Source organism: Pseudomonas sp. RHF3.3-3, from assembly GCF_048069595.1.
GTDB lineage: Bacteria > Pseudomonadota > Gammaproteobacteria > Pseudomonadales > Pseudomonadaceae > Aquipseudomonas > Aquipseudomonas fuscovaginae_B.
The window spans coordinates 2016972-2035823 of sequence record NZ_CP182250.1 but is presented as its reverse complement, the minus strand read 5'-3'; the positions used below and the strand labels follow the sequence as shown (position 1 = coordinate 2035823).

General features: G+C 64.3%; 21 protein-coding genes. 12 read left to right on the top strand and 9 right to left on the bottom strand.

The features are described from left to right. The first annotated feature begins 12 nt into the window (after positions 1-12). From ACMGT0_RS09380 to ACMGT0_RS09360, 5 genes are all read left to right on the top strand, one after another. On the top strand, positions 13-369 hold the full coding sequence (locus tag ACMGT0_RS09380; RefSeq protein ID WP_017903286.1) for a 4a-hydroxytetrahydrobiopterin dehydratase: 357 nt from the start codon (positions 13-15) through the stop codon (positions 367-369). Further along, positions 369-1562 carry an amino acid aminotransferase gene (locus ACMGT0_RS09375; protein WP_054064059.1) on the top strand — a complete coding sequence of 398 codons (1194 nt, stop codon included), beginning with the start codon at positions 369-371 and terminating at the stop codon, positions 1560-1562. Before ACMGT0_RS09380 ends, ACMGT0_RS09375 begins: the two co-directional genes overlap by 1 nt. Before the next feature lie 192 nt (positions 1563-1754). Beyond that, complete coding sequence (locus ACMGT0_RS09370; RefSeq protein ID WP_275044058.1) at positions 1755-1886, top strand: hypothetical protein; 132 nt, start codon at positions 1755-1757, stop codon at positions 1884-1886. A gap of 85 nt (positions 1887-1971) precedes the next feature. Beyond that, a complete protein-coding gene (locus tag ACMGT0_RS09365) occupies positions 1972-2154 on the top strand; it encodes a hypothetical protein (RefSeq protein WP_054061197.1) in 183 nt (60 codons plus the stop codon). A gap of 99 nt (positions 2155-2253) precedes the next feature. Beyond that, positions 2254-3459, top strand: a complete 1206-nt coding sequence (locus ACMGT0_RS09360; protein WP_081006113.1) for an MFS transporter — start codon at positions 2254-2256, stop codon at positions 3457-3459. A 178-nt stretch (positions 3460-3637) separates the two neighbouring features. Here ACMGT0_RS09360 and arfB read toward each other — a convergent pair whose 3' ends face one another. The 7 genes from arfB to ACMGT0_RS09325 all read right to left on the bottom strand — a co-directional run bounded on the left by arfB (position 3638) and on the right by ACMGT0_RS09325 (position 11042). After that, the gene (gene arfB / locus ACMGT0_RS09355) at positions 3638-4051 is read right to left on the bottom strand and encodes an alternative ribosome rescue aminoacyl-tRNA hydrolase ArfB (RefSeq protein ID WP_416772326.1); all 414 of its coding nucleotides are present in this window, start codon (positions 4049-4051) and stop codon (positions 3638-3640) included. A gap of 85 nt (positions 4052-4136) precedes the next feature. Continuing rightward, positions 4137-5558, bottom strand: a complete 1422-nt coding sequence (locus ACMGT0_RS09350) for an amino acid permease (RefSeq protein WP_054061195.1) — start codon at positions 5556-5558, stop codon at positions 4137-4139. A gap of 607 nt (positions 5559-6165) precedes the next feature. After that, a complete protein-coding gene (rluB, locus tag ACMGT0_RS09345; protein ID WP_054064058.1) occupies positions 6166-7374 on the bottom strand; it encodes a 23S rRNA pseudouridine(2605) synthase RluB in 1209 nt (402 codons plus the stop codon). Positions 7375-7639: 265 nt separating this feature from the next. Next, positions 7640-8701 (bottom strand): SMC-Scp complex subunit ScpB, encoded by a 1062-nt coding sequence (scpB, locus tag ACMGT0_RS09340; protein WP_054064057.1) that lies wholly within the window; start codon positions 8699-8701, stop codon positions 7640-7642. 12 nt (positions 8702-8713) lie between these two features. Then, positions 8714-9412 (bottom strand): segregation and condensation protein A, encoded by a 699-nt coding sequence (locus tag ACMGT0_RS09335; RefSeq protein ID WP_192842678.1) that lies wholly within the window; start codon positions 9410-9412, stop codon positions 8714-8716. A 120-nt stretch (positions 9413-9532) separates the two neighbouring features. Further along, positions 9533-10162: an L-threonylcarbamoyladenylate synthase gene (locus ACMGT0_RS09330; protein ID WP_054057593.1), complete on the bottom strand. Its 630-nt coding sequence runs from the start codon at positions 10160-10162 to the stop codon at positions 9533-9535. Between the two features lie 13 nt (positions 10163-10175). Continuing rightward, positions 10176-11042 (bottom strand): PHP domain-containing protein, encoded by an 867-nt coding sequence (locus ACMGT0_RS09325; protein ID WP_054064055.1) that lies wholly within the window; start codon positions 11040-11042, stop codon positions 10176-10178. An 84-nt stretch (positions 11043-11126) separates the two neighbouring features. Here ACMGT0_RS09325 and ACMGT0_RS09320 point away from each other — a divergent pair, with 84 nt between their 5' ends. The 6 genes from ACMGT0_RS09320 (at position 11127) to ACMGT0_RS09295 (ending at position 15311) form a co-directional block, all read left to right on the top strand. Beyond that, positions 11127-11723, top strand: coding sequence for a septation protein A (locus ACMGT0_RS09320; RefSeq protein WP_054057595.1), 597 nt, complete (start codon positions 11127-11129; stop codon positions 11721-11723). A gap of 1 nt (position 11724) precedes the next feature. Further along, on the top strand, positions 11725-12024 hold the full coding sequence (locus ACMGT0_RS09315; RefSeq protein ID WP_054057596.1) for a YciI family protein: 300 nt from the start codon (positions 11725-11727) through the stop codon (positions 12022-12024). Positions 12025-12133: 109 nt separating this feature from the next. Next, positions 12134-12541 (top strand): translation initiation factor 2, encoded by a 408-nt coding sequence (locus tag ACMGT0_RS09310; protein WP_416772322.1) that lies wholly within the window; start codon positions 12134-12136, stop codon positions 12539-12541. Positions 12542-12575: 34 nt separating this feature from the next. Then, on the top strand, positions 12576-13253 hold the full coding sequence (locus tag ACMGT0_RS09305) for a response regulator transcription factor (protein ID WP_054057598.1): 678 nt from the start codon (positions 12576-12578) through the stop codon (positions 13251-13253). 163 nt (positions 13254-13416) lie between these two features. After that, a complete protein-coding gene (locus ACMGT0_RS09300) occupies positions 13417-13851 on the top strand; it encodes an LTXXQ domain protein (RefSeq protein WP_054057599.1) in 435 nt (144 codons plus the stop codon). A gap of 122 nt (positions 13852-13973) precedes the next feature. After that, positions 13974-15311 (top strand): sensor histidine kinase, encoded by a 1338-nt coding sequence (locus ACMGT0_RS09295; RefSeq protein ID WP_054064054.1) that lies wholly within the window; start codon positions 13974-13976, stop codon positions 15309-15311. An 83-nt stretch (positions 15312-15394) separates the two neighbouring features. Here the strand turns inward: ACMGT0_RS09295 and ACMGT0_RS09290 are convergent, their stop codons facing one another. Further along, positions 15395-15955, bottom strand: coding sequence for an NAD(P)H nitroreductase (locus ACMGT0_RS09290; RefSeq protein WP_054064053.1), 561 nt, complete (start codon positions 15953-15955; stop codon positions 15395-15397). Between the two features lie 119 nt (positions 15956-16074). Between ACMGT0_RS09290 and ACMGT0_RS09285 the strand changes: the two genes are divergently transcribed. Then, complete coding sequence (locus tag ACMGT0_RS09285; RefSeq protein ID WP_054061179.1) at positions 16075-17529, top strand: TrkH family potassium uptake protein; 1455 nt, start codon at positions 16075-16077, stop codon at positions 17527-17529. On the opposite strand, the gene ACMGT0_RS09280 is transcribed toward ACMGT0_RS09285, so the two are convergent. Further along, positions 17486-18547 carry an AraC family transcriptional regulator gene (locus ACMGT0_RS09280; protein WP_416772319.1) on the bottom strand — a complete coding sequence of 354 codons (1062 nt, stop codon included), beginning with the start codon at positions 18545-18547 and terminating at the stop codon, positions 17486-17488. The genes ACMGT0_RS09285 and ACMGT0_RS09280 overlap by 44 nt on opposite strands. Between the last annotated feature and the right edge of the window lie 305 nt (positions 18548-18852).

Sequence of the window (18852 nt, the reverse complement as noted above, 5' to 3'; positions counted from 1 at the left end):
CAGGAATACACCATGACCACCCTCACCCAAGCCCACTGCGAAGCCTGCCGCGCCGATGCCCCACAGGTCAGCGACGAGGAACTGCCGGTACTGCTGCGGCAGATTCCGGACTGGAATATCGAAGTTCGCGACGGCATCATGCAGTTGGAGAAGGTCTACCGCTTCAAGAACTTCCAGTTCGCGCTGGCCTTCACCAATGCCGTCGGCGCCATCTCCGAAGCCGAGGGCCATCATCCGGGCCTGTTGACCGAGTGGGGCAAAGTCACCGTGACCTGGTGGAGCCACTCCATCAAGGGCCTGCACCGTAACGATTTCATCATGGCGGCACGCACCGACGAGGTCGGCAAAACCGCCGAGGGCCTTAAATAATGCATTTCAACGCCATCGCGCGCGTACCCGGCGACCCGATCCTCGGTCTGCTGGAGGCTTATGCCCAGGACCCGAACCCGAACAAGTTCGATCTCGGTGTCGGCGTCTACAAGGACGCCCAGGGCCTGACGCCCATCCTGCAGTCGGTCAAGCTGGCCGAGCAGAAGCTGGTGGACGGGCAACTGACCAAGTCCTATATCGGCGGCCATGGCGACCTGCGTTTCGGCAGCCTGTTGTGCGAACTGGTGATGGGCGCGGATTCGCCGCTGATCGCCGAGCGCCGGGTCGGTGCCACCCAGACCCCGGGTGGCACCGGCGCGCTGCGCCTGAGCGCGGACTTCATCGCCCAGTGCCTGCCGGGACGCGGCATCTGGCTGAGCGACCCGACCTGGCCGATCCACGAGACCATCTTCAACGCCGCCGGCCTGAAGATCAGCCACTACCCCTACGTCGGCGCGGACAACCGCCTGAATGTCGACGGCATGCTCGCGGCCCTGGAACAGGCGCCCAAGGGCGACGTGGTGCTGCTACACGCCTGCTGCCACAACCCGACCGGTTTCGACCTGTCCCATGCCGACTGGCAGCGGGTGCTGGAGGTCGTTCGCCGGCGCGAGCTGCTGCCACTGATCGACTTCGCCTACCAGGGCTTTGGCGATGGCGTCGAGGAGGATGCCTGGGCGGTCCGCCTGTTCGCCAGGGAACTGCCGGAAGTGCTGATCACCAGTTCCTGCTCGAAGAACTTCGGCCTGTATCGCGAACGTACCGGCGCGCTGCTGGTCTGCACCGCCAATGCCGAGAAGCTGCTGGATGTGCGCAGCCAATTGGCGGCGGTGGCGCGCAACCTCTGGTCCAACCCGCCGGATCACGGCGCCGCGGTGGTGCTGACCATCCTCGGCGATGCGCAGTTGAGACAGCTCTGGGCCGAGGAAGTCGAAGCCATGCGTGCGCGCATCGCCCAACTGCGCAGCGGCCTGGTCGAGGCACTTACGCCCCATGGCCTGGCGGAACGCTTCGCCCATATCGGTGTGCAACGCGGGATGTTCTCCTACACCGGCCTGTCGCCAAGCCAGGTACAGCGGCTGCGTGACGAGTACAGCATCTACATGGTCAGCTCCGGCCGGGCCAACGTCGCCGGCATCGACGCGACCCGCCTGGATGCACTGGCCGAGGCGATCGCGGCCGTCTGCAAGTAAGCCCATGCGCTCCCCCACCCGGGGGAGCGCACTGGCGGGCAGCATTTGTTCAATGCCCCGGCGACGAATGGCCGAGCCGCATGAAAGATAAAAAATCTTTCTGTCACCTGCAGTGCTGTATCCTGCCCAGGCTTTTTAAAAGCGCGGATCTACCCAGCGATTTAAAAACAGACTTTGCAAGGAGTGACGAAGATGCACGAAATACCCAACTTCCCCTTCCCGAGCCTGCACGAAACTGAGCAGAAAACCCCGCAACAAGCCAGCGCCGAACAGCCTGAAACCCATGAGGCTGCCGACAGCCTGAAGGCCGACAGCAAGGACTGAGGCCTGTAAGAACTGACCGTGTGAAAAACCACCAGCTGATGTTTTTTCACACGGCCAGGCAGAACCCATCCTCCAGGAACACACCGTGACCGACACCTTCGACGAAACCCAGGCCAACCTGCTGATCGGCACCGCCGAACAGATGATCGCACTGTGGAACAACCTGTCCGAGGAAAAGCAGGCCGCCCTGCTCGCCCGCTTCGGCAGCCAGGAAAATGCCCTGGCCGCACTGGTGACCACCCGCTTGCTGGCACAGCCGCAATCCTGATGCCCTGTCCGACGTTTTTTTCGATTTAACGCCCTACAACTCTCTTAGCCTCGTTATCATAAGCAGCCTATCTTTACCCTTCGCTGCCATGGTGAGCCTTTGCCCACGTCAGATTCCCAGCGCCCCCTCGCGGTGACGCTGCAAGTCGTTTCCATCGTCCTGTTCACCTTCATCGGTTACCTGAACATCGGCATCCCGCTGGCGGTACTGCCAGGTTACGTCCACAGTGAGCTGGGTTTCGGCGCGGTTATCGCCGGCCTGGTGATCAGCGTGCAGTACCTGGCGACGCTGCTCAGCCGCCCTTACGCCAGCCGGATCATCGACAACCTGGGCAGCAAGCGCGCGGTGATGTACGGCCTGGCCGGCTGCGGCCTGAGCGGGGTGTTCATGCTGCTGCCGAGCTTCCTCCAGGGTGTGCCGGCCCTGAGCCTGGCCAGCCTGTTCATCGGTCGGCTGATCCTCGGCAGCGCCGAGAGCCTGGTCGGCTCCGGCTCCATCGGCTGGGGCATCGGCCGGGTCGGCGCGCAGAACACCGCCAAGGTGATTTCCTGGAACGGCATCGCCAGCTACGGCGCCCTCGCCGTCGGTGCGCCGCTGGGGGTGTGGCTGGTCAACCAGTTGGGGCTGTGGAGCATGGGTGTCAGCATCCTGCTGCTGGCGAGCCTCGGCCTGCTGCTGGCCTGGCCGAAGCAGGCGGCCCCGATCGTCGCCGGTGAGCGCCTGCCGTTCCTGCACGTCCTCGGTCGGGTACTGCCCCATGGCACCGGGCTGGCACTGGGCTCCATCGGCTTTGGCACCATCGCAACCTTCATCACCCTGTATTACGCCACCCGGCATTGGGGCAACGCCGTGCTGTGCCTGACCCTGTTCGGCGCGAGCTTCATCGGCGCCCGGCTGCTGTTCGGCAACCTGATCAACCGCCTCGGCGGCTTTCGCGTGGCGATTGCCTGCCTGTCGGTGGAAACCCTAGGCCTGTTGCTGCTGTGGGTTGCGCCGGATGCCCACTGGGCACTGGCCGGCGCGGCGCTGAGCGGGTTCGGTTTCTCGCTGGTGTTTCCGGCGCTGGGCGTGGAAGCGGTCAACCTGGTACCAGCCTCCAGCCGCGGTGCGGCAGTGGGCGCCTATTCGCTGTTCATCGACCTGTCGCTGGGCATCACCGGCCCGCTGGTCGGCGCAATCGCCGCCGGCTTCGGCTTTGCCTCGATTTTCCTGTTCGCCGCGCTGGCCTCGGTTTCCGGCCTGGGCCTGAGCCTCTACCTGTATCGCCAGGCCCCTAAACGTCGCGAGCAGCGCGACCAGGCCTGAGCCCGACGTGGGAGGTGCCAGGGTTCCGTGCAAGGCTTGTGGGCCCATTCGCGGGCAAGCCCGGCTCCTACAGGACATGCGGCAACCAAAAGTCTTGTGTACACCGCACATTCTGTAGGAGCCGGGCTTGCCCGCGAATGGGCCAGCACAGTCACCGCCGCCCCAAAGGCTTTAAGCGTCAGTAGTCCACCTTGCCGCGCCCGGCCTTGATCGCCCCGCGCTGGGACTTGCTGTCCAGGCGGCGCTTTTTCGAGCCCAGGGTCGGCTTGGTCGGACGGCGCTTCTTCTCCACCTTCGTCGCCCCCTGGATCAGCTCCACCAGGCGCAACAGGGCATCGGCGCGGTTCTGCTCCTGGGTCCGGTATTGCTGGGCCTTGATCACGACCACCCCGTCGCCGGTGATACGGCTGTCGCTCAGGGCCAGCAGGCGCTCCTTGTAGAACGGCGGCAGCGACGAGGCCGGAATGTCGAAACGCAGGTGCACCGCGCTGGAGACCTTGTTGACGTTCTGCCCACCGGCCCCCTGGGCACGAATCGCCGTCCACTCGATCTCGTGGTCGGGCAGTTGCACGTTGTTGGAAATCACCAGCATGGAAAAGACGTCCGCGATCAGAGCGTTCAGGATACAGAAATGACAAACCCGGCACAGGGCCGGGTTTGTCGGTGACAGGTGCCGTCTACTTCACGGCGGAGCCTGCAACCGGCAGGCCCTGCTGGGCACCGCGACGGTTCTTGATGCCGTAGCAGACCCACATGAACACCAGCCACACCGGAATCGCGTACACCGAGACCTGGATGCCCGGGATCATCAGCATGATACCGAGGATGAACACCACGAACGCCAGACAGATGTAGTTGCCGTACGGGTACCACAGCGCCTTGAACAGCGGCGCCTGCCGGGTACGATTCATGTGCTGGCGGAACTTGAAGTGCGAGTAGCTGATCATCGCCCAGTTGATCACCAGGGTCGCGACCACCAGCGACATCAACAGCTCCAGCGCATGCTGCGGGATCAGGTAGTTCATCAGCACCGCGACGAAGGTCACCAGCGCCGAGGCGAGGATCGACCACACCGGCACCCCACGCTTGTCGATGCGGGCCAGCAGCTTCGGCGCGTCGCCCTGCTCGGCCATGCCCAGCAACATGCGGCTGTTGCAGTAGGTACCGCTGTTGTACACCGACAGTGCCGCAGTCAGGACCACGAAATTGAGGATGTGCGCCGCGGTGTTGCTGCCCAGCATCGAGAACACCTGGACGAACGGGCTGCCACTGTAGGCATCGCCAGAGGCGTTGAGGGTGGTGAGCAGGCTGTCCCACGGCGTCAGCGACAGCAGCACCACCAGGGCACCGATGTAGAAAATCAGGATCCGGTAGATCACCTGGTTGATGGCCTTGGGAATCACGGTCTTCGGCTTGTCGGCTTCCGCCGCGGTGAACCCGAGCATCTCCAGGCCACCGAAGGAGAACATGATGATCGCCATGGCCATGACCAGGCCGCTGACGCCGTTGGGGAAGAATCCGCCGTGCGACCACAGGTTGCTCAGCGCAGCCTGCTCGCCGCCGTGACCGCTGACCAGCAGGTAGCTGCCCAGGGCGATCATGCCGACGATGGCCGCGACCTTGATGATCGCGAACCAGAACTCGGCCTCACCGAAGACCTTCACGTTGGCCAGGTTGATCAGGTTGATCAGCACGAAGAAGCCTGCCGCCGACGCCCAGGTCGGCACGTCCGGCCACCAGTAGTGGATGTACTTGCCGACCGCGGTCAGCTCCGACATGCCCACCAGGATGTACAGGATCCAGCAGTTCCAGCCCGACAGGAATCCGGCGAAACCGCCCCAGTACTTGTGGGCGAAGTGGCTGAAGGAGCCGGCGACCGGCTCTTCGACGATCATCTCGCCCAGTTGGCGCATGATCATGAAGGCGATGAAGCCGCAGATCGCGTAGCCGAGGATCATCGACGGACCGGCGGACTTCAGCACCCCGGCCGAACCGAGGAACAGACCGGTACCAATGGCCCCACCGAGGGCGATCAGCTGGATATGACGATTTTTCAGGCCGCGTTTCAGCTCGCCCGAAGGAGGAAGGGTTCCACTCATTGGAAAGGGTCTCACGCAAGGTTGGATGATGTTCGTGGGCGTCGAGGTATCAGCGATAAGCGATAGACGAAACCCTGGGGACAAACACCAGGCCGCGGCGTGGACGCCAGGTATTCAGAGGGCAGTGATTGCGAGGATTGCTACAAGTCATGCGTCACCTGTTTGTTTTTATCTGTGACGAAATCGAACCCATCGTGCTTGTGACAGGATGGAGTGAACAAGGCGGATAACCTTGAGGGTATTGGCTTCGGAGGCGTCGCAAGGCAGCCACCGGACAGCACAAAATGCGCGAGTACGCAGTTGGGTCACAGTTAAAACGGCGCGCATTGTACACCGCCAGACCACCACCGGCAGGTATGGGGATATCACACCGCCGCCGCTGGCGGCGGACAAGAGGCCTTGCCAGGGCAAAAACCAGGATCGCCCGGCGCCTCGGAAACTATTCCTTACAGGGCGTCGAAGCCAATGAATTCAGGGGGTTTTCCCGACTAACTCGTCAATTTTTCCTGACGACGTGTAACGAAAATTTTCCACTTCGCGCAGCGAAAAAATCTGCAAAAAAAAAACGCCAATCGGACGATTGGCGTTTTCTCAAGACGCTTGGCGCTTATTCAGGCTTGCGCCGACCGAAGCCGGGACGCTGGCCGGAACCGGCCGGTGCACCACGCCGCTTGCCCGAAGGCGTGCCGTTGTCCACCAGGCCAATGCCCGGGCGCTTGGACTTCGGCGCCGGCTTGCCCGGGCGCTTGCTGTCCGCCGGGCGCTCGGCCACCGGCGTCCCCCGGTTCGCCGGACCACGGCCAGCCGGGCGCGGTGCCCGCGGAGCCCGCTCGCCATCCTGACGGGACGGCTTGCGTGCCGGACGCTCGCCTTCGATCTGCGGCTCGCGACTCGGACGCTCGGCAGCGTCGCCGATCGCCGGACGCAGGGTCCGCACACGCTCGCTCCGGGCCATCGGACGCGAGGACTTGCGCTGCATGCGCTCCAGCTTGTCCTTGCTCTTGGCGTTCAGTTGCGGCATCGCCACCGGGGTCAGGCCGACTTCGGCACTGAGGATATCGACCTCGGACTGGCTCATTTCGCGCCAGCGGCCCATCGGCAGGTCGGAGTTGAGGAACACCGGACCGAAACGCACGCGCTTCAGGCGGCTGACCACCAGCCCCTGGGATTCCCACAGGCGACGGACCTCACGGTTGCGGCCTTCCATCACCACGCAGTGATACCAGTGGTTGAAGCCTTCGCCACCGGGCGCCTGCTGGATGTCGGTGAACTTGGCCGGGCCGTCCTCGAGCATGACCCCAGCCTTGAGGCGCTCGATCATCTCGTCGTCGACTTCACCCCGCACACGTACCGCGTACTCGCGGTCCATCTCGTAGGACGGGTGCATCAGGCGGTTGGCCAGTTCACCGTCGGTGGTGAACATCAGCAGGCCGGTGGTGTTGATGTCGAGGCGGCCGATGTTGATCCAGCGCCCGTCTTTCGGCCGTGGCAGCTTGTCGAACACGGTCGGACGGCCTTCCGGGTCGTCACGGGTGCAGATCTCGCCATCGGGCTTGTTGTACATGATCACCCGGCGCACCGACTCGGCGGCCTCTTCGCGCTTGATGACCTTGCCATCGATGGTGATGGCGTCGTGCAGGTCGACGCGTTGGCCGAGGGTGGCCTCGCTGCCATTGACCTTGATCCGGCCCTGGCTGATCCAGCCTTCCACGTCACGGCGCGAGCCCACGCCGATACGGGCGAGGACCTTCTGCAGTTTTTCGCCTGCGGGGCGGATGGGTTGGCTGTCCTGGTCTTGCAGATCGTTGTCACTCATCTGGGCACCTCCCGGTGTGTCGATTCAGGCCTGGCCTGATAGAGATAAAAAACTGTCGTGGACGAACGGGTTCGTCGAAGGGCCGCGAATCATACGCGGATCTTCGACGTTGCGCATCATGTAGTAGCCGGGCTTGCCCGTGAACCGTCGAAGGCGGCCTGCATGCAGGTGCCCTGGCATGCCCGGGCGCCATGGCGTGACCAGCCGATCCGACCGCTCATCGCAGACGAGCCAAAGACACTTGGCCCCCGCACACAAGGTTACCTCAATCCTCCCACTGGCGCCGTTCGTTCTCGATGGCTTCGGCCAGTGCCTGGGCCTCGGCTTCCTCTTCGCTCAGTTCGGTGGCCGGTTCAGGCGCCGGCTTGCCGGCATCCAGCGCGGCGACCGCAGCCAGCAGACGCTCGCGGGCTTCGGCGGCACCGACCAGGTCCTCCTCCGGCCCGTCCTCGATTTCGTCCGGTTCCGATTCAGGCTCCGCCCCAAACCCGTCATCCAGCCCGGACTCCGCCTCCTCCTCCCGCTCCGGCAGGTCGAAGGCCCCAGGCGACGACAAACCGGGCTCGTCCGCAAACGCCCCCGTCGACGCTGGAGCCTCGCCATCCCGGAGCAGGTCGTCGAAGTCGGTCTTGATCCCCTCCTCCATGGAGTCCAGCTCCAGCAGCAGGGTATGGAAGCTGGTCTCCTCCTTCTTCGGCTCGTCTTCCGCGTCCGGATCGACACTGGCATCGGCCAGCGCCTGCAGCCCCTCGGGCACCGGCGCGTCGTCGAAATCGAGCACCGGGTCCGGTTCCAGCTCGCGCAGTTCCGCCAAGGGTGGCAGGTCGTCGAGGTTCTTCAGGTTGAAATAGTCGAGAAAGGCCTTGGTGGTGGCGAACATCGCCGGCTTGCCCGGCACCTCGCGATAGCCGACGACGCGAATCCACTCGCGCTCCAGCAGGGTCTTGACGATCTGACTGTTGACCGCAACGCCCCTTACATCCTCGATCTCGCCACGGGTGATCGGCTGGCGATAGGCGATCAGCGCCAGGGTTTCCAGCATCGCCCGCGAATAGCGCTGCGGACGCTCCTCCCAGAGCCGACCGACCCACGGCGCGAATTTCTCGCGAATCTGCAGGCGGTAACCGGAGGCCACCTCCTTGAGCTCGAAGGCACGGCCCTCGCAGGACTTGGCGAGGATCGTCAGGGCTTTCTTGAAAACCGGCGGTTCCGGGCGCTCGCCCTCCTCGAACAACTCGTACAGGCGTTCCATCGATTGCGGCTTTCCCGAAGCCAACAGGAAGGCTTCAAGCAGCGGGGCCAGCTCGCGGGGTTCAGTCAGGTTCATTGATTAAGCTCGTTATTCGGCGCGGGCACGCACATGGATCGCCGCAAAGGGCTCATTCTGCACCAGCTCGACCAGGGATTCCTTGACCAGCTCGAGGATCGCCATGAAGGTCACGACCACGCCGAGCTTGCCCTCCTCGGCGCTGAACAGCTCGACGAAGGGCACGAAGCCGCCACCCTTGAGACGTTCGAGCACATCGCTCATGCGCTCGCGGGTCGACAGCTGCTCACGCGTGACCTGGTGGCTTTCGAACATGTCGCCACGGCGTAACACTTCGGCCATGGACATCAGCACCTCTTCCAGGGCGACATCCGGCAGCAGCTTGCGCGCACGGGCCTCGGGGGCGTCCAGTTGCGGCACGATGATCTCGCGGCCGACCCGGCTCAGGCCATCGATACCTTCGGCGGCATTCTTGAAGCGCTCGTACTCCTGCAGCCGGCGAATCAGTTCGGCCCGCGGGTCCTCTTCCTCCTCCTCGACCTCGGCAGAACGCGGCAGCAGCATGCGCGACTTGATCTCGGCCAGCATGGCCGCCATCACCAGGTACTCGGCGGCCAGTTCCAGGCGCACCGATTGCATCAGTTCGACGTAGCCCATGTATTGGCGGGTGATTTCCGCCACCGGAATGTCGAGGATATCGATGTTCTGCTTGCGGATCAGGTACAGCAGCAGGTCCAGCGGGCCTTCGAAGGCTTCGAGGAAAACTTCCAGGGCATCCGGCGGAATGTACAGGTCCACCGGCATTTCCATGACCGCCTGGCCATAGACCATGGCGAATGGCAGTTCCTGCTGGGCTCCGGCCTGGCTCTCGACAGTTTCAACGGCGGACATTCAGGCCTCGACCATGAACGGTGCCGGGTCGCCGCAGCCAACCCGCACAACCTGCGGATCACCGTCGGCCAGGTTGATCACGGTGGACGCCTTGAGGCCGCCAAAACCGCCGTCGATGATCAGGTCGACCTGGTGCTCCAGCACCTGGCGGATCTCGTAGGGATCGACCATCGGCTCGCTTGCGTCCGGCAGGATCAGGCTCACGCTCATCAGCGGCTCTCCCAGTTCGGCCAGCAGCGCCAGGGCGATCGGGTGGCTGGGAATGCGCAGGCCGATGGTGCGCTTTTTCGGGTGCAGCAACAGCCGCGGGACTTCCCGGGTGGCGTTCAGGATGAACGTGTAGGGCCCCGGTGTGTGCGCCTTGAGCAGGCGGAACAGGCCGGTGTCGACCTTGGCGAACAGGCCGAGCTGCGACAGGTCGGCACAGATCAGCGCAAAGTTGTGCTTGTCATCCAGTTGCCGCAGCCGGCGCACGCGCTCGACCGCGCTCTTGTCGCCGATCTGGCAACCAATCGCATAGGACGAATCGGTCGGGTAGATCACCACCCCACCCTTGCGGATGATTTCCACCGCCTGCTTGATCAGGCGCGCCTGGGGATTTTCCGGATGTATCTGGAAAAATTGACTCACGTTGTCTTCCTGTTCAGACGCGTGCGGTTGATGGCTGGTCATGTTTGAACCGACACCAGAGTGGCGGCAGATCGTCGGGAAGCGGGCGGTACTCACCGATCTCGGACCAGCCTCCAGGGCCATGAAAGTCGCTGCCGGCACTGACCAGCAGCCCGAATTCACGGGCCAGGATCGCCAGGCTGCCGACCTGCTCGGCCGGCTGGTGCCCGTTGACCACTTCGATTGCCTGGCCTCCCGCTTGAATATAGTCGGCAATCAGCTTGCGACGCTTGCTGCGGGTGAAATCGTAGTGCCAGGGATGCGCCAGGCTGACCCAGGCACCGGCGGCGCGCAGGGTCCCGACGGTGTCCTCCAGGGACGGCCAGTGCAACTTGACGTCGCCCAGCTTGCCGGCCCCCAGCCATTTGCGAAAGGCCTCGGCGCGGTCCTTGACGAACCCGGCGCGCACCAGGAAATCGGCGAAATGCGGGCGCGCCGGGGCGTTGCCGCTGTCACCCAACTCCTGCTGGATCGCCCGCGCGCCTTCCAGGGCACCGGGCATGCCCTTGAGGGCCAGCTTGCGGGCGATCTCCTCGGAACGCAGCCAACGGCCCTCATGCAGGCGGGCAATCGCCTCGACCAGCGGCGGCGCCTGTTCATCGAAGCCGTAGCCGAGCACATGGATGGTCGCTCCGCCCCAGGTGCAGGACAGCTCGACCCCGTTGACCAGTTGCATGCCCAGGGCCTGCGCCGCTTCGCGGGCCTCGGCCAGGCCTTCGAGGGTGTCGTGGTCGGTCAGGGCCAGAACCCGCACGCCTCTCTCGTGCGCACGGGCAACCAGAGCCGCTGGCGCCAGGGCGCCGTCGGAGGCCGTGCTATGGCAGTGCAGGTCGATTTCCACGGGAACTGAATAACCTCTGGGTGGCGCTTTCGCTGACAAGTATGTTTGTTATTATGCCGCTACATCCTGCTTCTGGCTGCCACTGTGAAACAATTCATCGATTTCATCCCGCTGTTCCTGTTCTTCATCGTCTACAAAATCGAACCCCGCCTCATCGACATCGCCGGCCACAGCGTGACGGTCGGTGGCATCTACAGCGCCACGGCGGTGCTGATCGTCAGCTCGCTGGTGGTCTACGGTGCCCTGTTCATCAAACAGCGCAAGCTGGAGAAAAGCCAGTGGCTGACGCTGATCGCCTGCCTGGTGTTCGGCAGCCTGACCCTGGCCTTCCACAGTGAAACCTTCCTCAAGTGGAAGGCCCCGGTGGTCAACTGGCTGTTCGCCCTGGCCTTCGCCGGCAGTCATTTCATCGGCGACCGCCTGCTGATCAAGCGCATCATGGGCCACGCCCTGAGCCTGCCGGAACCGATCTGGCTGCGCCTGAACCTGGCCTGGATCGTGTTCTTCGTGTTCTGCGGTGCCGCCAACCTGTTCGTCGCCTTCACCTTCCAGCAGTACTGGGTCGACTTCAAGGTGTTCGGCAGCCTGGGCATGACCCTGCTGTTCCTGGTGGGCCAGGGCATCTACCTGTCCCGCCACCTGCACGACGCCGATTCGACTACGCCCAAAACCGAGGACTGACATGCTCTACGCGATCATTGCCACAGACGTCGAGAATTCCCTGGAAAAACGCCTGGCGGCACGCCCGGCGCACCTTGAGCGGCTGCAGCAGCTCAATGCCGAAGGCCGCGTGATCCTGGCCGGCCCGCACCCGGCCATCGACAGCAACGACCCGGGCGCCGCCGGCTTCACCGGCAGCCTGATCGTCGCCGAGTTCGACTCCCTGGCAGCGGCCCAGGCCTGGGCCGAGGCCGATCCGTTCGTTGCCGCCGGCGTCTACGACAACGTCGTGGTCAAGCCGTTCCGCCGGACCCTGCCGTGATACCGGCCTGCACGACCCCCACTGGCCGGGTGTCGTGCAGGCAATCGCTCATTATTCCCGCCCGACAGCCGACAACATCCTGAATACCGATTGGAATCAGGAGTTTCCGATGCGTAAAGGTCCGTTGTATCTGCTGTTGATCACGTTGTCGCTGGGTGCGACCGCCCTGGCCGAGGAAGGCAGTGCGGGCAACGCCGTACCGCTGTCGCTGAGCGCCGCGAGCCAGATCAACGATCTGCAGCAGCGCCTGAAGGAAAGCGAGCGTTTGCGCGAAGAGCTGGGCAAGCAACTGTCCAGCGCCGATGCCGAACGCGAAAGCCCCCAACTGAGCCGCTTGCGCCAGGAGAACCAACGCCTCAAGCTGCAACTCAAGGAAGCGCTGGCCAACCCGGCTCCGCGCCTGCTGACCGACCAGCAGCAATGGTTCATCACCGGCGGTGGAGTTGCACTCCTGGCCATGCTCTGCGGTATCTTCGCCAGTGGCGGACGCCGACAACGTCGGCAATGGTTGAATTGAGAGCGCCCGAGGGCGATCTGTTATCGAGAACTTCATGAGCGACCTGTTACTGATTGACGATGACCAGGAGCTGTGCGAACTCCTGAGCAGTTGGCTGAGCCAGGAAGGCTTCCAGGTACGTGCCTGCCACGACGGCCTCAGCGCCCGCAAGGCCCTGGCCGACAGTTCCCCGGCGGCGGTGGTGCTGGACGTGATGCTGCCCGATGGCAGTGGCCTGGAACTGCTCAAGCAGTTGCGCAGCGATCATCCGGAACTGCCGGTAGTGATGCTGTCGGCCCGGGGCGAGCCGCTGGACCGCATCCTCGGCCTGGAGCTGGGCGCCGACGACTACCTGGCCAAGCCCTGCGACCCACGGGAACTGACCGCCCGCCTGCGCGCCGTATTGCGCCGCAGTCATCCGACCGCAACCCCGAGCCAATTGGAGCTGGGCGACCTGTGTTTCAGCCCGGTACGCGGCGTGGTCACCATCGATCAGCAGGACTTTACCCTCACCGTCTCCGAAAGCCGCCTGCTCGAAGCGTTGCTGCAACAGCCGGGCGAACCGCTGGACAAGCAGGAACTGGCGCAGATCGCCCTCGGTCGCAAGCTGACTCTCTACGATCGCAGCCTGGACATGCATGTCAGCAACCTGCGCAAGAAGATCGGCCCGCATCCGGATGGAAGGCCGCGGATTGTGGCGCTGCGTAGTCGCGGGTACTACTACGCACCCTGATGCGAGGGGTGGATGACCGCCTTTGGTGGCCATCCACCTCCAATGTCAGCTCCCCCACAAAACGTCTTTACCCAAGCTTTACCCTCCGCTGACTGCCGCTGACCTTGATCTCCTTAATCTGTACTCACCCGGACCGACCGGAACCGAGACAAGGAGAAACACCATGCGCAAGACCCTTATCGCCCTGATGTTCGCTGCTGCCCTGCCGACCGTTGCCATGGCCATGCCCGAAGGTGGTGGCCCGCTGGGCGGCCCTGGTGGCCCTCATGGCGGCGAGCCTCACTGGAAAGCCCCCTACGGCCAACTGGACCTGAGCCGCGAACAGCGTCATGCCATCGGCAGGCTGATGGGCGAACAGATGCACGCTCGCAAGGAACTCACCGAGAAGTACCTGGCCAAGCTCTCGCCAGCCGACCAGGCGGCCTTCCAGGGCGAGCTGGACGCCGCCCGCCAGAAAACCGACGGGGAAATCCGCGCCCTGCTCAAGCCTGACCAGCAGAAGACCTTCGACGAGATCCAGAAAAAACGCGCCGAACGCCGCGCCGAATGGGCCGAATTCAAGGCCTGGAAAGCACAGCACGCGCAAAAGGCGCAATAATCCGCTGTACAGTGGCCTGTACGGTTGATTCCAGTATCCGAATCCGCCACACAGGCCACCCGCCCGACGGCCAACGCCGCCGGGCTTTGCCTGTTTCCACCGGATTGATTTGAGGACTTGCCGTGCGTTCACTGTTCTGGCGCATCCTGGCCAGCTTCTGGCTGGCCATTGCCCTTGTTGCGGGGTTGTCGATTCTGCTCGGGCACATGCTCAACCAGGATGCCTGGATTCTCAGCCGCCACCCGGGCCTGGCGACCCTGGCCGAGGACTGGACCCAGACCTACGAAGAACAGGGCGAGGACGCCGCCCAGGACATCCTCGAACAACGCAAGAAGCAGTACCACATCGACGTCCAGGTGCTCAACGAAAGCGGCGACCCGGTGGTACGCGGTACCTTCCCGCGCCGCGCGGCCGCCTTCGAGGCCCGCCAGCACAACGATGATCGACGCCTGCCCTGGCGCCGGCTGACGGTGGAGTACACCAGTCCGAAAAGCGGCGACACCTACCTGCTGATCTACCGTATCCCGCACCCGGAACTGGATGCCTGGCACCGCGGCAGCCTGCTCTGGCCACTCAGTGCCCTGGGGATCGCGCTGGTGGTGCTGACCCTGTTCAGCCTGCTGGTGACCCTGTCGATCACCCGCCCGCTCAGTCGCCTGCGCGGCGCGGTGCATGACCTCGGCCAGACCGCCTACCAACAGAACAGCCTGGCCAGGCTGGCCTCGCGTCGCGACGAGTTCGGCGTGCTGGCCAAGGACTTCAACCTGATGGGGGCACGGCTGCAGAGCCTGATCGGCAGCCAGCGGCAATTGCTGCGCGATGTCTCCCACGAACTGCGCTCGCCACTGGCGCGCCTGAAGATCGCCCTGGCCCTGGCGGAGCGCTCGTCGCCCGAGGAACGCGAGCGACTGTGGCCGCGCCTGACCCGCGAGTGCGATCGGCTGGAAGCGCTGATCAGTGAAATTCTCGCCCTGGCCCGTGTCGATGCCGACCAGGCCAGCGCCGAACAGGTCGACCTCAATCAGCTGCTGCAGGAACTGCAACAGGAAACCCTGCTCGGCAACCCGCAGCAACCGGTGCAGTTGCAGGCCGAGCAGGCGCTGAGCCTGCGAGGCTGGCCGACCATGATCGAACGGGCGGTGGACAACCTGCTGCGCAACGCCCAGCGTTTCAATCCCGACGGCCAGGCCATCGAGGTTCTGGCCCGACGCCAGGGCGAGCGGATCGAAATCAGCGTGCGTGACCACGGACCCGGCGTCGAAGCCGAGCACCTGGCGCAGTTGGGTGAGCCGTTCTTCCGTGCCCCGGGCCAGACCGCCGCGGGTCACGGCCTGGGCCTGGCGATTGCCCGGCGGGCGGCGGAACGCCACGGCGGCAGCCTGACCCTGGCCAATCATCCGCAGGGCGGTTTTATCGCCACATTGGACCTGCCGCTGGAGCCGGGAGCCGCAACGGCCTGAGGCGAAGGCCGGGGGATTTGGGGTGCTTTTGCCGGCCCTTTCGCGGGCAAGCCCGGCTCCTGCAGCGAAAGAGCCTGAAGGCCTCAGGCCGACCAGGCGCTGACGAATTGCGTCAGGTCGACCTTGGGCGCGGCCCGCAGTTCGTTCTGTGGCGTGCCGAGGTAGAGGAACGCGATCACTTCCTCGTCATCGCTCAAGCCCAGGCCCTTGGCCACATGCCGCGAGTAGGACAGCTCGCCGGTGCGCCAGACCGCGCCGATCCCCTGGGCGTGCGCCGCCAGCAGGATGCCGTGCGCCGCGCAGCCGGCAGCCAGCAGTTGCTCGGACTTCGGTACCTTGAAGTGCTCCTGCAGGCGCGCCACCACGACCACCACCAACGGTGCCCGCAGGGGCATCGCGTGGGCCTTGTCCAGCGCCGCCTGGGTCACCTCGCCCCCCTTTTCCTGCACGGCTTCGGCCAGCAGTTGGCCCAACTGCTCACGTGCCGCGCCCTCCACGGTCAGGAAGCGCCACGGCTGCAATTGGCCGTGGTCCGGCGCCCGCATGGCCGCCTGGAACAGCACTTCGCGCTGGGCCGCCGTCGGTGCCGGGTCGAGCAGGCGCGGTGCGGAAACACGGTTGAGCAAATTGTCGAGAGCCTCCATGGGCTACCTCCTGAGGAAAAATGTGCGGCTATTCTAGCCATATCTGCCCAGGCCCTGGCGGTTTACATGGACAGGTCCGCAGGTAGAATGACCGCCTTTCCCTGCCCAGAGCTCATTTCATGGCGTTGCCGACCCTGCGCATCATCGGTTTCATCATCGGCATATTCCTGATCACCCTCGCCATCAGCATGGTCGTGCCCATGCTGACCCTGGTGATTTTCGACCGCACCGGCGACCTGCCCTCGTTCCTCTGGGCCAGCACCCTCACCTTCGTGGCCGGCCTGGCCCTGGTGATCCCCGGGCGCCCGGAACAGGTGCACCTGCGTCCCCGGGACATGTACCTGCTCACGGTGTCGAGCTGGGTGGTGGTGTGCGTCTTTGCCGCCCTGCCGTTCCTGCTGACCCTGCACACCAGCTATGCCGACGCCTTCTTCGAAAGCATGTCGGGCATCACCGCCACCGGCTCGACGGTGCTCAGCGGCCTGGACGACATGTCCCCCGGCATCCTGATCTGGCGCTCGCTGCTGCACTGGCTGGGCGGCATCGGCTTCATCGGCATGGCGGTGGCGATCCTGCCGCTGCTGCGCATCGGCGGCATGCGTCTGTTCCAGACCGAGTCCTCGGACCGCTCGCAGAAGGTCATGCCGCGCTCGCACATGGTGGCCCGGCTGATCGTCACCGCCTATGTCGGCATCACCATCCTCGGCACCCTGGCCTTCTGGTGGGCCGGCATGAGCCTGTTCGATGCGATCAACCATTCGATGTCGGCGATTTCCACTGGCGGCTTCTCGACCTCCGATCAATCCCTGGCCAAATGGCACCAGCCGGCGGTGCACTGGGTCGCAGTGGTGGTGATGATTCTCGGCAGCCTGCCGTTCACCCTCTATGTCGCGACCCTGCGCGGGCACCGCAAGGCCCTGATCAAGGATCAGCAGGTCCAGGGTTTGCTGGGGCTGCTGCTGGTCACCTGGCTGGTCCTCGGCACCTGGTACTGGTGGACCACCGACCTGCACTGGCTCGACGCCCTGCGCCACGTGGCGCTGAACGTGACCTCGGTGGTCACCACCACCGGCTTCGCCCTGGGCGACTACAGCCTGTGGGGCAATTTCTCGCTGATGCTGTTCTTCTACCTGGGTTTCATCGGCGGCTGCTCGGGGTCGACGGCAGGCGGGATCAAGATCTTCCGGTTCCAGGTCGCCTATATCCTGCTCAAGGCCAACCTCAACCAGTTGATCCACCCGCGGGCGGTGATCAAGCAGAAGTACAACGGTCACCGGCTCGACGAGGAAATCGTCCGCTCGATCCTGACCTTTTCCTTCTTCTTCGCCATCACCATCTGCGCCATTGCCCTGGCCCTGTCGCTGATCGGCCTGGACTGGATGACCGCACTGACCGGTGCCGCCAGTACCGTGTCCGGGGTCGGCCCGGGCCTGGGCGAGGTGATCGGCCCGTCAGGCAACTTCTCCAGCCTGCCGGATGGCGCCAAGTGGATCCTCTCGGTGGGCATGCTGCTGGGGCGCCTGGAGATCATCACAGTGTTCGTGCTGTGTATTCCGGCGTTCTGGCGTCACTGATCGGCACCACCGTACCCTGCAGCCGCGCCCGGTACTCGCCGGGCGTCACCTCGAACCAGCGACGGAAGGCGCGGAAGAAATTGCTCGGGTCGGCAAAGCCGAGCAGGTAGGCAATCTCCAGCAGGGTCATGCGCGGCTGCGCCAGGTACTGCTCGGCCAACTCGCGGCGGGTGTCGTCGAGCAGCGTCTGGAAACTCGTGCCCTCCTCCTGCAGGCGCCGCTGCAGGGTACGCTGGGACAGGTGCAGGGTCTGCGCGACGATCTCGCGCTTGGGCTCGCCCTGGGGCAGCAACCGGCACAGCACCTGCCGTGCCTTGTGGGTCACCCGGCTCTCGGAAAAACGGGCCAGGTACTCACCGGCGAAGCGATCGTGCAACTGGGCCATGGCCTCATTGGCCGTCGGTAACGGCGCTTCCATGTCGGCCTTCTCGAAAATCAGCGCATCATAGGGCGCATCGAACACCAGCGGCGCGTGGAACGCCTGGCGGTAGGGGTTGATATCCTCCGGTTGCGAGCCCTGCAGCAGCACCTTGCGCGGCTGCAGGGCTCGCCCGGTCAGCCACCTGCATAACGACAGCGCACAGGCCAGTGAGGCCTCGGCACTCTGCCGGGTTGGCGGCAGATGATCGCCGTGGACGGTCAGGATCAGCGCATAACCTTCAGGCAGCAGGCGAAAACTCAGGTCCGCACTCTCGGCGATGATCCGCTGGTAGCGCACCAGGCGCATGAACCCTTCGGCCAGGGTCCGGCTGGACATCAACGCATAGCCGGCGACATGGAAGGACGCCGGACGTACCACCTTGCCCATGTTCAGGCCGATCGCCGGGTTGCCGGAAAGCGCCACCGCACGCTGCCAGAGGCGCGTCATCGAGTCCTGGGGGAAACGTGCATCGGGGTCCTCCAGTGCGGCGTAATCGAGCCCCAACTGCTGGAAGAGGGCCCGGCAATCCAGACCGTCCATTTCCAACGCCTTGACAATCCCCATCGCCCAGCTTGCAGAAGTGGTTCTCTCGCTCATGGCCTGTTCTTTACATGGTGTGCCGCATACAACGACTGATGGCCCAAGGATACTAAAGTGGCGCCTATTGTCACTGGTCGTCACCGCCACACAAATCTAGGCTGTGTACGAAATTGTTTGAAACGCAGGTTAGGCAAGGCAAAAACCGGCGAGGAACGCCCGGGGTCGCGCCCGACTTGACTGGTTGTCAATGAGCATTCCGAGCCGGTTTTTAACGCCGCATAACCAAGTTTCAAGCGATTTCGTACATAGCCTAGACTGAAACAGGCTCCCCAAGGAGCGACCCAACGCCGCCAATAAGAAGT

Bases quoted from the DNA above. Each gene is read 5' to 3' on its own strand.
- ACMGT0_RS09280 (WP_416772319.1), bottom strand. From the start codon at position 18,547: ATGAGCGAGAGAACCACTTCTGCAAGCTGGGCGATGGGGATTGTCAAG.
- ACMGT0_RS09380 (WP_017903286.1), top strand. From the start codon at position 13: ATGACCACCCTCACCCAAGCCCACTGCGAAGCCTGCCGCGCCGATGCC.
- arfB (WP_416772326.1), bottom strand. From the start codon at position 4,051: ATGCTGGTGATTTCCAACAACGTGCAACTGCCCGACCACGAGATCGAG.
- ACMGT0_RS09310 (WP_416772322.1), top strand. From the start codon at position 12,134: ATGCGTAAAGGTCCGTTGTATCTGCTGTTGATCACGTTGTCGCTGGGT.
- rluB (WP_054064058.1), bottom strand. From the start codon at position 7,374: ATGAGTGACAACGATCTGCAAGACCAGGACAGCCAACCCATCCGCCCC.
- ACMGT0_RS09350 (WP_054061195.1), bottom strand. From the start codon at position 5,558: ATGAGTGGAACCCTTCCTCCTTCGGGCGAGCTGAAACGCGGCCTGAAA.
- ACMGT0_RS09305 (WP_054057598.1), top strand. From the start codon at position 12,576: ATGAGCGACCTGTTACTGATTGACGATGACCAGGAGCTGTGCGAACTC.
- ACMGT0_RS09370 (WP_275044058.1), top strand. From the start codon at position 1,755: ATGCACGAAATACCCAACTTCCCCTTCCCGAGCCTGCACGAAACTGAG.
- ACMGT0_RS09315 (WP_054057596.1), top strand. From the start codon at position 11,725: ATGCTCTACGCGATCATTGCCACAGACGTCGAGAATTCCCTGGAAAAA.
- scpB (WP_054064057.1), bottom strand. From the start codon at position 8,701: ATGAACCTGACTGAACCCCGCGAGCTGGCCCCGCTGCTTGAAGCCTTC.
- ACMGT0_RS09285 (WP_054061179.1), top strand. From the start codon at position 16,075: ATGGCGTTGCCGACCCTGCGCATCATCGGTTTCATCATCGGCATATTC.
- ACMGT0_RS09300 (WP_054057599.1), top strand. From the start codon at position 13,417: ATGCGCAAGACCCTTATCGCCCTGATGTTCGCTGCTGCCCTGCCGACC.
- ACMGT0_RS09290 (WP_054064053.1), bottom strand. From the start codon at position 15,955: ATGGAGGCTCTCGACAATTTGCTCAACCGTGTTTCCGCACCGCGCCTG.
- ACMGT0_RS09375 (WP_054064059.1), top strand. From the start codon at position 369: ATGCATTTCAACGCCATCGCGCGCGTACCCGGCGACCCGATCCTCGGT.